Source organism: uncultured Capnocytophaga sp., assembly GCF_937936315.1.
GTDB lineage: Bacteria > Bacteroidota > Bacteroidia > Flavobacteriales > Flavobacteriaceae > Capnocytophaga.
The window spans coordinates 1-13446 of record NZ_CALGWU010000068.1 but is presented as its reverse complement, the minus strand read 5'-3'; the positions used below and the strand labels follow the sequence as shown (position 1 = coordinate 13446).

At 37.1% G+C, this 13446-nt stretch carries 8 protein-coding genes; 1 reads left to right on the top strand and 7 read right to left on the bottom strand.

Features of this window, described 5'->3' with window-relative positions:
• Positions 1 to 238: 238 nt before the first annotated feature.
• From Q0162_RS13180 to Q0162_RS13150, 7 genes are all read right to left on the bottom strand, one after another.
• A complete protein-coding gene (locus Q0162_RS13180) occupies positions 239 to 1246 on the bottom strand; it encodes an acyl-CoA reductase (RefSeq protein ID WP_297892629.1) in 1008 nt (335 codons plus the stop codon).
• Between the two features lie 16 nt (positions 1247 to 1262).
• Positions 1263 to 3779, bottom strand: coding sequence for a DUF5686 and carboxypeptidase-like regulatory domain-containing protein (locus Q0162_RS13175; protein ID WP_297892627.1), 2517 nt, complete (start codon positions 3777 to 3779; stop codon positions 1263 to 1265).
• 39 nt (positions 3780 to 3818) lie between these two features.
• On the bottom strand, positions 3819 to 5378 hold the full coding sequence (locus Q0162_RS13170; RefSeq protein WP_297892623.1) for a UDP-glucose--hexose-1-phosphate uridylyltransferase: 1560 nt from the start codon (positions 5376 to 5378) through the stop codon (positions 3819 to 3821).
• Positions 5379 to 5392: 14 nt separating this feature from the next.
• Complete coding sequence (locus Q0162_RS13165; protein WP_297892621.1) at positions 5393 to 6457, bottom strand: aldose epimerase family protein; 1065 nt, start codon at positions 6455 to 6457, stop codon at positions 5393 to 5395.
• A 12-nt stretch (positions 6458 to 6469) separates the two neighbouring features.
• Positions 6470 to 7627, bottom strand: a complete 1158-nt coding sequence (locus Q0162_RS13160) for a galactokinase (RefSeq protein WP_095897904.1) — start codon at positions 7625 to 7627, stop codon at positions 6470 to 6472.
• 61 nt (positions 7628 to 7688) lie between these two features.
• Positions 7689 to 8732, bottom strand: a complete 1044-nt coding sequence (locus tag Q0162_RS13155) for a phosphotransferase enzyme family protein (protein ID WP_297892616.1) — start codon at positions 8730 to 8732, stop codon at positions 7689 to 7691.
• Between the two features lie 73 nt (positions 8733 to 8805).
• Positions 8806 to 9669, bottom strand: a complete 864-nt coding sequence (locus Q0162_RS13150; protein WP_297892614.1) for a sugar phosphate nucleotidyltransferase — start codon at positions 9667 to 9669, stop codon at positions 8806 to 8808.
• 420 nt (positions 9670 to 10089) lie between these two features.
• Between Q0162_RS13150 and Q0162_RS13145 the strand changes: the two genes are divergently transcribed.
• Positions 10090 to 13446 (top strand): HYR domain-containing protein (locus Q0162_RS13145; protein WP_297892612.1); only part of this gene is annotated, 3357 nt, incomplete at its 3' end.

The window sequence follows — 13446 nt, the reverse complement described above, 5'->3', positions numbered from 1 at the left end:
AACCCCTGTTACAAGGATGAAAACCTTGCGTCCTAACCCCTAGACGAACGGACCAATTTGGTTTATTTAGGCATTGTTTCTCTCTCAATGCGGTGGCAAAAGTACTACTTTTTTTTATATCTGCAATTTTTTTTAGTACTTTTTTTAAAAAAAACTTTAAAATATTTTATAAGTATCTTATAATTAATATTTTATAAATTTAATATTTTGTTTTGTTAGTTATTGTTTTTGAGTTGTTTCACGATAATTTGAGTAAGAAATTTAGGGTATCTACCCCATCAGCGTAGTCCCATAGCTGGGGAGTTTGGGTCTTTCCAAAGGCTACTTCTTCAGTTATAAAATTGTGTGCGACTACACATTGTATCTTTTCAGCATCGGTAGTGAGTTTCTTTTTTAAGCTATCTACATCAGTGTAGTATTCGTAAAAAAGGGTAGCAATAGGTGAACCGTAATGCTCGTCTTCTTTTAGCAATAGAAATCCGTTTTCGAGGAGCTGGTATAGGCTCATTAGGTAGACGGCTTTGTTGTAATCGTAGTTATTGGCGTACTTTTGTTCTTGGATGATATCTTTGTAAGGATAAATTGCTTGAAATAGCAAGTTAAAATCATATCCCTTAGGAACAAAAAGTTTAGAGACGCTGCGGCAACCTAAACCATAGTACTGAAAGATGTCTTTACCTAAAGCAAAAAGCTGCTCAGGAGTTTCTCCTCCAGTGAGTACAGCTACTGAATGTCGGTTTTTTCTAATGATGTGTGTTTTCTTACCAAAATAATATTCAAAATAGCGGGCAGTATTGTCGCTACCTGTTGCAATTACAGCATCATAATCGGTTACTTTTTCGTCAGTAAATTGTACAGAAGCAGTCCATTGTGGAGCAAAATCTTTTATTTTTTCAAGTAAATAGGGGAGTAGTACACGATCATCACTTGATAGTTTTACGATAGCCTGATGTCCTGCTACTAACACACATAATAAATCGTGAAAACCTACTAATGGCAGGTTGCCAGCCATTACTATCAATACTTTTTTAGCTGAAGTAGCTTGTGGTAATTGATACTGCGATAGCCACTGTTCTACATTACTTTCGCTGAGGGCTTCACTCCACGATGTAAAGGCAAATTCTAAATTAGCACGAGTAAACCAGCTGTTTTGCTGTTCGGCTTTTTCAAAAATGTCCTTAAATAATTCTGTGTTAGAAAATAAGTCTCCTAATTGTATGAGATTTTTTTTAACTTTTTCTTTTATCATCTCTTATTTCTTACTAGAATGATGGTACTATCCCGATACGCACTCCAAATTTAGGATTACGTACGCCATTTACATCGTTGAAATCGTTACGCCATACGAAATCTACTCGTATAAAACGGAAGTTGCCCAATCCTATATTTTCAATACCAAATCCGTATTCCCAATAGAGTTTTTCGGGCGAATTGAATATAATATTAGTAATATTTGCTTGTTTATTTTTTTCTGAAAGTGTTCCGTAAGCAAATCTACCAAAAAGTACACTTTTAAAGCGCAATTTTTGCAAGAAAGGAATGCGGTTTAACAAGAAACCATCAAAATGGTGCTCAAAGTAACCATTAATATAGGTATCAGTGATGAAATCGTAGTAGTCTAAAAGTGCAAAAGTGTTAGGTGCTGATGAGTATGATTGGTTTGCAGGTGTAGGTGCTAAAGCAATAAGTGGTGCTGTACCAAACACTTTTCCAGCTTCTATATTGGCGTGAAAAATACCATAACCAAAGAGTGGAATGGGTTTATAAAGCATCATTTGGACTTTGTCGTAATCAAACTTGCTGTTTATTACCCCATCTACCCCTTTAGAATATTTAAGGGTATATATAGGGAAGAGTTTTTTGCCATAGCGTTGCTCTACACCATAACCAAATACTTTTCGGTGAGGAGTGAACGAAAGCTGAGCTCCTGTATAGAAGTTGTCGTACTCGTGAATTACATCTCCTGTTTTAGGATTTTGGTAGGCAATCAAGAAGTTTTCTTCACTTGCAGAAGAGAGTTTTTGGTAAGTACCAAAAATTGAAAACTGCAAATTAGGAATGATGTTGTAATTGATTACCCCTTGTATTTTTTTGTTGCGGGTGAGATAGTAATTTTCACCACGTGCAATGATAAAGTTGGTAGTCTTTTCGAAATTCAATTCGGTATCATCGTGCATTACGAAAGTGCCTAATTGCAGATTATCATTCTGATAACCAGCCCCGAGGGTGATACGCGGACTGTGAGAGAGGAGGTATTTACCGCTGAATCCGTATTTAAACTGTTTGTCTCTCAACCCATAAGCACCATAAATATAGGCACGAAAACGGTCATCGGTAGAGATAAATGAACGGAAACCAGCACGCAATCGCAATCCTTCTACATTGTTACTTGAGAAAGTTTGCCAAAACCTACCAAATTGCATATAATTACCAATAGGAATATAACCAGAAGTTACCACATCGGTTACATCGCCTATCATTTTAATGCGTTTATTACTTCCTACCTCACGAATGAGGAGTTTGGTTTTGGTGAGGTCGGCTCCTCCTAAGGTATTGTTATCCCAATAAGCATCGTCTTTATGAAATTGATCTTTAGCAGTTTTTACTATTTGCTGGTCGTAAAATTCAGCAGTTTTAGCTTTGTTTAACAATATATCGGAATAATTGATATAGTTCTTTACATAGAGACCTTTTTCTTCCTCTTTTTTAGTGATTAGCGTAAAATCGCCTACCTGAATTTCGCGTTCGGGTAGATAAATACTATCGTTTGCAATGGTGAAGTATTTTTCAAATGAAAGTCCGCGTACTAAGTTGATATTAGTTTTAGGAGTGGTGTGCATTTGTATAGCACTCACTATGAAGGTTTTGGTATCTACATCAAATTGCCCTTGTAAAGCCAAATCTTGATCGTCACGAGGGAAGAAATTGATACGGTAGAATTGGCGATCATCTTTTTGAATAGTATCACTTAATACATAGAGATACACACCATAACCAAATTCGGATAGAGGACTCACAAACGGCTTGTTGAGTATCATATAAGTATTGTCGTAAATCTCAAACTCGTCAAACGATTGGCTCACGCGTTCCAAACCAAAACCTTGTTGTACAATACCTTGAGCACGTTCAGCTTCTATATCTACACGTTTTTTACCCAACTGATTATTGCCATAAACAGTTTCTATTTTTTCGGTGAGATACATTGGGAGAGAAAAAGTTTCCTTGTACTTTTTCTCGGAGAGGATTTTTCTAATCGTATCGTATTCTTTGTTTAAGGCTTTTTTGAGGAAGACCGTATCGAGGTTGTTCACCCCTAACTCGGTAGTAGTGTGTTTTTTATACTGATAAGCTGTTGCATTTTGCAATCCGCGTTTCTTTTTATTTTTCCAAATGCCTTGCAAAACAGTATAGGCAGGGTTTTCTTTTTTAGAAAGCACCTTTTTAGGTTTTGCTACAATAGTTACTGCGTCTAACTGTTCACCTTCTACGAGTACTACGACCAATCCTTTAGTGTTATCTTTTTCTAAATGGATTTTTTTGGTAGTGTATCCTATGAAAGACACCTCTAATTCTTTTTGTTTTTTTTCGGAGTATAGAGAAAAACGTCCTTCATCATCGGTGTAAGCACCAATAGTAGTTTTAGGAAATAACACATTAGCAAAAGCTATAGGTTGACCATTTTCATCGATTACTTTACCTGATACGTGAGTTTGAGCCCATAGAAAAGAACTAAAGGGTACAAAAGCACATAAAAAGAGTAGTAAGAAGTGTTTTTTCATCGTATAAAAGTTAATATTAAAACGCAAAAATACAAATAATTAGCAAATTTGGCTTACGAATTTCCTAAATCCTTCCTCACCTTCAGGGGTATGTTTGAACACGCCGCAGTTTTCTAATACCTCACAGAAAGTATCGCCTATACTTTTATTGATAAAGTCATCTAAATTATCAATTGAGAGTGGGGTAGGGTTGAGGTTCATATAGCGTTCTAACCATTGGCTGTGTTTTTGCAAATCGGAGTCATTATTCATTTTGGTATAAACAGGGCTAAAGCTGTTACCTGCAGAAAGGGCTTCACTGAGTAAGGTTTTGATACTTGCCATTTCAGTCTTTAGTCTACCAGGTAAAATTGCTAATCCCATCACCTCAATAATCCCGATGTTCTCTTTTTTGATGTTGTGCAGATGTTCGTAGGGGTGGAAGATTCCCATAGGGTGCTTAGTATCCGTACGGTTGTTGCGCAAAGCCAAATCAAGTTCGTATTTGTCGTTTTTGAAGCGTGCCACAGGGTTAACAGTATTGTGACGCATACCCTCAGTATGTGAGTAGATGCCTAATGATTCATCGTTGTAGTTTATCCACGATTGCAGAATTACATCGGCTAAGGCAATGAGACGGTCTTTCTCACCGCGCAATCGCAATACGCTCATAGGCCAATTTACGATGCCTGCTTCCACATCTTCAAATCCTTTGAAACTCACACGTTCTTTAATGGTGGCTTTTTCCATAGGGAATACGTGTCGCCCACCTTGAAAATGGTCGTGAGAGAGGATAGAACCTCCCACAATAGGCAAATCGGCATTAGAACTTAAGAAATAGTGAGGGAATTGTTCTACAAAGCCTAATACGTGTTCAAAGCAAGCCTTGTCAATCTTCATTGGGCGATGTTCACTTGAAAAGACGATACAATGCTCGTTGTAATAGATATAGGGTGAGTATTGGAAAAACCATTCCTCATTAGCTAAATCTAACTTAATAGTGCGCAAATTTTGGCGTCCAGCGTGATTCACACGCCCCATATAACCCTCATTTTCTTTGCAAAGCAAACATTTGGGATAGTTAGTTGCAACTACATCTTTTTGGGCAGCAATATCACGAGGGTCTTTTTCAGGCTTAGAAAGATTGATAGTAATCTCTAAATCGCCATAAGGACTTTTGTGTTCCCACAAGATGTTTTTAGCAATTCTATCAGTTCGTATATAGTTACTTTGTTTGTTTAGTTCATAGAAATATTGGGTAGCTTGCTCTTTGTTACTTTGGTATTTGTTCCAAAAGTCGTTGCGAATCACAGAAGTACGAGGCAATACTTGCCCCATAATCTTAGAGTTCAACAGGTCGCGGAAGGTAAGAGTATCAGTAGATAGAGTGCCATTTTGGGCAGCCCATTCTACCAAGCGATCAAGTTCCTCAGTAGGGTAGACTATCTCGGCAGCTTTTTTAGCGATTTTTGCGGTTTCTTCTTCTGTAAACTCGGTATAACTATCACATCCAATGCTTTCTAAAACAGCATTAGTTACAAGTATACGATCGTCTTCCTTCACCAATCCGTGCAATATAGCATAGCTGATGAGGGTTTCTATTTCAATGTAAATATCCATTTTCAAACTAATTTCTAACTCCTAAATTTATAAATGGTTTCGTGTTTGTACACTTCTCCTTTTTCTAAAGGTTTTACTGCAAATTTAGGCTGATTGATACCATCGGGGAAGTCTTGCATCTCAATAGCTACTCCTACAAATCGTGGATTTTTAGCAGGTTTTTCTTTGGCAGTACATACCTTATCGAATACGGCTACATCATCTAAAAAGTTACCGGTGTAAATCACAGCCACGTGTTGGGTAGTATAGGCTTCCATAGTAATACCACTATGAGGAGAGTGTAATACTAATTGAGGAGCGCCATTAAGTCCGCTGTGGTTGAGTACAAAAGGGTGGTCGTAAGCGCGAGTGATTTCGAATTGGGGATGTCCTTCAGCAATACCTTCGGCGATGACTTTTCCTTTGCGGAGATCGAAAGTAGTACCTTCTACAGCTATATAATTACCCGTAGGTATCAATCCTTCTGCTAATTCACAGATATTGTCAGCAGCGATTTGTAATACTTGGGTATCGCCATTCATTTCCATATCACCAGAGAGGTTGAAATAACTGTGGTTGGTGATATTCAGGTAGGTTTTGGCATCGGCAACGGCTTCGTAAGCAATGTGCAGGCTGTTGTCATCAGTGATAGTGTAAATCACTTTGAAATCTACCTTAGCAGGGTAGCCTTCTTCACCATCAGGACTTGTATAACACATTTCTAAGCCATTAGAGAGTTCTTTTACTTCAAAAACTTTACTGCTAAAACCCTCTTTACCACCGTGTAATGAGTTTTCACCATTGTTTTTAAAAAGGTGATAAGTTTTTCCGTCGATAGTAAAAGCAGCGTTATGAATACGCCCTGAAGTGCGCCCTATGGTAGCACCATTGTAGGCACCATTACCTATGTAATCTTCTAAATGAGCATAGCCTAATACTACGTTTTTCAGTACATTGTGTTTGTCTTTTACAGCTATTTCGGTAATAGTACCGCCTAAGTTCAAAACAGACACGCGAAAGCCGTTCGCATTCTGTAAGGTATATTGATAGACAGCCTGTCCGTTGTGAGTACCGAACAGGCTTTTGTTGATGGTTATCATACTTTGTCTTGTTTATAGTTTTTTAGCGCCATCGCTTACAGAAGCGATATAGAAATCGGCAGCATAACCTATTTTGTTTTTGTAAGCCTCGCCTACATTTTTAATGAAATCGTCTACTTTGTCTTTTTTAACGATGCTCACAGTGCAACCGCCAAAACCAGCTCCCGTCATACGTGAACCTACTACCCCAGGTTGTTCCCAAGCAAGGGCAGCTAAAGTATCGAGTTCTACACCAGTTACTTCATAATCATCACGTAGAGAAATATGTGATTGATTCATTAGTTTGCCAAACTCAGCTAAATTACCTGCAGAAAGTTCTTTTTGCGCTTTAAGAGTGCGTTGATTTTCATATACTGCGTGTTTTGCTCTTTTTTGGCGAATAGGACTCTTGATGAGGTCTTTGTTGGCTTCAAATTGTTCAATAGAGAGTTCTCCTAAGGCTTTGATAGGCAATTTGGTTTGCAATTCGGCTAAGGCTTCATCACATTCTGCACGGCGTTCGTTATATTTAGAATCAGCTAAACCACGACGTTTGTTAGTGTTGGCAATAACGATTACTTCATCTTTTAGCACTACGGGCACATAGTCGTATTTGAGGGTGTTGCAGTCAAGGAGGATAGCATTGTCTTTCTTGCCCATAGCTACCGCAAATTGATCCATAATACCAGAGTTTACCCCGATGAATAGGTTTTCAGTTTTTTTGCCTAATTGAGCCATTTCCACTGGGTCAATAGAAAGGTTGAAAAGGTCTTTCAGCACGATAGCGGTAAGCATTTCGATAGAGGCAGAAGAAGAAAGTCCTGCGCCGTTAGGGATATTTCCAGAGAAGAGAATGTCGAAACCAGAATCAATTTTCTGACCTGCTTCGAGGAACATTTTAATCACACCTTTAGGGTAGTTAGCCCAGTCGTGTTTTTTTTCATTAGTAAGTTCATCAAGAGTGAACTCCATAATGCCGAGGTCGGCAAAATTTTCAGAATACATACGGAATTTGCGGTCGTTGCGTTTTTTCACGAGACCGTAAGTACCTTTGTCGATAGCACAAGGGAACACATTACCGCCATTGTAGTCGGTATGTTCACCGATGAGGTTCACACGTCCTGGTGCGAAGAATTGTTTTTCGGCAGGAGCACCGAAAACTTCTTGAAACTTTTGTTCTAAGTGTTTCATATAGTTTTTAATTTTAGTTATTATTTAGTCGTTATTGTGTGTTTGTATATTACATCAGAATCTAATTGAAATACTTTGCTGCAATCGTTTTCAACTCATTTTCTTTGTCCTCTAAACGTTGGAAAAGTACGAATTGATTGCGAGCTCGGATGTAATTTTCTTCGGGGTATGAGATTTTGAAATAGATATCGTTGTTGAAATAATCGGCTAAAAAGCGGATGCCGATGATGAATATCATATATTTAGCTCCATCTACTATATGGGCCTTTTCAGAAGCTGTCATTACTGAGTTCATTACAGAAAAACCTTTGCAAAGGGCTTCGAAAAATTCAGTATTGAATACAATTTTAGTATCGTCAGGTTCATTTTCTTCAGTAGGGCTTACCGAAGTACGTACCATATCACCAAAATCGTACAACAAGATACCTTGCATTACTGTATCGAGGTCAATTACTCTAAAATCATCAGGGTTTTCTTTATTGATGAGTACGTTATTGATTTTGGTGTCGTTGTGAGTTACACGAATGGGTATGCGCTTTTCGTCTACTTCTTTTTGAATAAGGTCGAAAATCACTTTGTGTTGTTGTGCAAACTCGTATAGTTTTTGAGCTTTTTTCTTGCGGTCGGGAGTAGCTTGAGCGTAAGCATCTTCTAATTGTTGGAAACGCAAATGCCCGTTATGGAAGTTAGGAATGGTAGCTTGCAAGCGAGAAGTATCAATGTTAGCAAAGGTTTTCATAAAAGTAGCAAAAGCAGTAGCGGCTTTTTCGGCTTGCCAAGGAGCTTCGATAAACTCATAAGAAGTATAGCCCTCGGCAAAAGGGAACACACGCCATACAATATTTTCAGCATTTACAGAATAATTACCTTGTTTAGTGGTAATCATTGGTAAGATGATGTGGTTGTTAGGTTCAGTTTCCCAAAGTAGTTCAATATTTTTGATGATACTATCAGGGTTTTTAAAAACATTATTATTAATCCCTTGAAGGATATAATTAGTTTTGGTAGTTTTAACTACATAGGTGCGGTTGATATGCCCATTGCCATAAGGTTCTACAGAAAGGAGGGAACCTTTTAGCTCAAAAAGATTGGCTATTTCTTTCATTGTATTTAGGAGAGAGGTAAGAGATAAGAAGTAAGAAAAAAAACTTATTATTTCTTACGGGTTAAACATTTTATTAAAAACGATCGGGGTAGTCGCCTTTGTCAACTAGTTTTTGTATTTCATTTTGTACTATTACAAGGTCTTCGTGGTAGGTCATCCCAAACCAATTGTCATGGTTAGGTAATACTTCCAGTTTATATCCATAGTCTTTGATAGCATGTTGTACAACCATAGGGATGTAAAATTCAGCTTTAGGATCATTGCAATGTTCGGTTACAAATTCGTTGAAATAGTGGTCGGCTATATCGAAAACATCGTGGGTAAATCCCCAGAAGTTCATAGAGACGTAAGTATTGAGGGGGTACTGAATGTTTGTAGCTTCGTCGATAGCAGTAGAGTCACTATTTTTTCGCAGTTTAGTGGCTTCGTCAATAGAAAGTAAGTGGTGGTTTTCATCAACTTCACAGATGCCACGAGATACTGTGCCGTTTTCACTCAAAGTATTTTTGAGTAAGTACCCACCAGAGAAGAATGTTTTTTCTTTTTCGGAGTTGAGGGCTTCGTACATTAATTTAAAGCCTTCTTTGCCATAGTAGTCATCGGCATTGATAATGAGGAAAGGATTTTTCACAAACTCTTTCACACAGAGCATAGCATGACCTGTACCCCAAGGTTTTTTTCGTTCAATGCCTTTAGGATTGTAGTCTTCTTGATATACATAAGTTATGGGGACATTGTTGAAACGGTTTTCAAGGTGCTGGCGAGTGAGAGAGTCTATTTCGCGACGAATAATTAACACGATGTTGTCAAAACCTGCTTGTAGGGCATCGTAAATGCCATAATCGAATAAGGCATTGCCATTGTGTATATTTTCCAATTGTTTATCAGAGCCAAAACGACTTCCTAAGCCTGCGGCAAGAATTACTAATGTAGTCATTAAATAAATATTTGTTTTTTAATTACAAGGGCAAAGATACGAAAAAAAAAGTAATAAACAATTTTTTTTAGAGATTGTTTGAAATAAATAGTTTTTAAAATTTAGTTGCTGTAGGTTCACTATCAATACAAAGTGCTTTTAATTATAGGATGAGTGAAGGGGTAGAGAGAATATGAATTTTTGAAGTGTCAAAATTTATGTTTTATCCCTTAGTACTTGCAAAAATGAAACTTTAACAATAAATTAACATCTATTTAATTTTCTGATAATAAAATGATTATGGGATTATTTTCTTAGAATAAGGTTGTTGTATAAAGAAGGTGTTGTATAAATAAGAAAAAGACATTACCTTTGTGGCGTTAATTATATGTATAAATTACACACGAAATAATTATTACTTATAGCTTAAAAGTAAAAAAGATGAAAAAGTTTCTTACAGCGATTGTATTTTTAATCTTCACAGTTGCGGGTTTTTCCCAATGTATCAATGTGCAAACGACTTCTATCAAAGGGAATTGTTATAATGATAATCAGATAAAAGTAACAGCTCAGGAAGTATCTCCTCGTCCTGCGATATGTTTGCCTTCAAATGGTAAGTTTATTGTAGAAATACAGGGTGATGGTCAAGGAGGTGATATGTTTCGTATGAAACGTTCTTCTCCATCGGCTCCTGCTGAATATACTTTCTATAACTTAAAGGCTGGAAAGTATAGAATCATTGTGCGTGATGAAGATACAGGTGCTTTTGAAGAACGTGAAGTAGATGCTGAGTCTAACTACAAAATTATGAACGTGCAAGGCTTGCAAGCTTTAGCACCTACTTGCGGAATCCAATATTCAGGAGGTGTTCGTTTTCAAATCCCTAACGGAGGTGAAGGGCCTTTTGATGTTACAATTCTGGATGCTACAGGGAATAATGTATTAGTCCCAACTCAAAGATTTACACGACCTTCAGGAAGTAACTATATAGAGGTGCGAGGTACTAGCTCTCACCCAATCCTTAAGAATACAGTGATAATGCTCCAAATAAAGGATGTTACTAGTATAGGTGATAAGTGTGGTGAAACTCGTCGTTACCCTTCTATACAAATTCCTGTAGATCAATACTCTTTAGAGTGTATCAATATCAGGATGCATGATAGGTATATGGTGATGCATAAAGATAATTGTGGCAAATACAATGGTAGATTTAGAATTGTAAGAACGCCTGATGGTAATTGGATACATTCTGGAATTTCTGATGCGACAGCAATAAAAACTTATTTTAGTAAGCCTGGTACTGCTGTTGTACGTTTTCTAAACTCTTCTAAACCCCAAATCGATATATCAAATACATTCGACCTTTATGGGTTCTATATAAAGGACTATATATTCGAAAAAGGAGATGAAATAGAGGTAACTATCAAAGGACCTAATAATACTATTGTAGAAAAAGTACGTTTTAACGAGCAGATTGACCCTATTACTTGTCCTAAAGATAAAATATTAACAGTAAGGAACTATTCCCACAATCGAAATTGTGGTTTAGATAGACGATTGTATCTTTACTACTACTTTTTAAACAGTCAATACAGAAATATGCCTAACATAGATGGAGGTACGTACTCTTATCTATTAGGATGGACACACACTCAAGATATATCTTATTTTACCTTAGAGAAAGCTACATCAGCTTCAGGCCCTTGGACTGTGGTGCCTATGGTTAGAACTGTCCCAGGAGCTGGGCAAGCTCAATGGAATGGTAGTGGCTATATCTATTTAGATAATGTAGGAGAAGGTTTTTATAGGTTAACTTATAAGAACTCTAATAATTGTTATGGAGAATGCTCTGATATACAAGAAATTAAATATCCTGTTTCTACTACTACAAATATAGATAAAATATGGGATAATATAGAAACTGGCTATGGAGTATATGAAGGAACAGGATCTTTTAAAGTTAACTATTCAGTTGGTAACTTTGCTTATCCTTTGAAATTCAAGTTAGAGGCAGCTGATGGTGTAACAACACGTTCTTATGAGGGTAAAATAAGTTTCTTTGATAGAGGTACTCGCACTATCACTTTCCCTTTAGAAGTTACAACAAGTGGAAGTGGCTATGGTTATACAAATTTACCTGAAGGAAACTACAAAGTTACTGCTACAGACGCTTGTGGTATAACAACCGATAAGATTATCTATGTGCCAGGTATGCCTGCTTACAAACCAGAGTTGAAGTACGAGAAAGACTGTGAAATAGGAAAAATAATTTATAATATAGGAAACCAAATTTATAAAGATCCTTACATTTTTGTGTATTTAGAGCAAGAAATAGAAGATGCCTATGGTCATAAAACTTGGAGAGAAGTAAAACAACCAAGTGGTCTTACTTATGTGAGAAACCATACAGGTGAGTTCGTCAACTTGCTTACAGGTAAATATAGAATCAGGACAACAGCTTTTTATTACAATTCCTTCCTTCGTCAGAAATCAGGAACTATATATCAAACTAGTTTAACAGATCCTGGTATTCCGGGTTCATCCACTTTTTATAAGGAAATTTCTATCCCAGATCTCGTTAAACTCAATCCAGTGGTGAATCCCGTAATTTGCCACCAAGGAAGTGCCACTGGTATGATAGCTGTTGATGTAACAGGACAAGAAGTGTATTTTCCGCTTACTTTCCGCTTATATCAAAAAACATCAGCTACAGCTACCACTGCAACTCTTAAAGAAACAGTGAAACTCGAGGCAAGTGATAATAAATACTTTAATATATTTGAAAATCTTACTACAGGTTACTACCTTATAGAAACCGAGCACCGTTGCCAAACAGTACCTAAAGATGTAGATATAGACCTCACCAATGCTTTCAATCCATTCTTGGTGATCGATCGCCCTGTACCTTTCTGTACTGGAAATCAAGCACGTGTGAAATTAGGGCTTTCAGAACATCTTTTTGATATCAATTGGTTTAAACTTGATGCTAATGGTGATAAAACAACAACTTATCCATTACGCACAGGCGAAAGTTTTTGGGAGGCTATCTATACCACTACTACTTATATGGCTGAGTATAAACTCAAGCCAGGAATAGGTTGTACTAATAGCACTATCTATACCAAAACAGTTACTGTAGTGTTACCTCCTATAGATGAGCCCCCTCTTGTTAAAAATTGTCCAAGTAATATAGAAGTTACTGTTGATCCTGGACAGTGTGGCAAGGCAGTACAATGGCGTGAACCAGAAGCATATCCTACTTGTTCAGGAGGAATTACTACTACACGTAGTCACGCTCCAGGAGATATCTTCCCTATTGGTGTTCATACAGTTACTTACACTTTCAAAGATAATCTATTAGCAACCATTAGCACTTGTACATTTGTAGTAACAGTCAAGTCTAATGCCTTGAAGTTAAAAACTTCTCAACGTTATGTAGATACATCAGGTAACCCTATAACCCATCTTAGTCCTAATCAAGCTTTCTTCTATGAATTAAGCTATGAAAATGTAGGAGCTGAAAATATTAGGCGTGCTACTATTACAGTAAAACTACCATCTAATATTACAGTAGTAACCAATGGTGAACCCGATCTAAATAATGCAGGTGATGGCACAGCAACCAATCCTCAGCCTCAAAAATCATACAATCCTACTACAAAAACATATCAATTTTTAATTGGTAGCGCTTCAGGATACCCTCAGTCTACCCTTAAGTTAGGCGATCCAAACCGCACAATCCGAATCCCAATGAAAGTAGTAGCCGATTGTGATAAACTTTTGGAACCTTGTACTAAC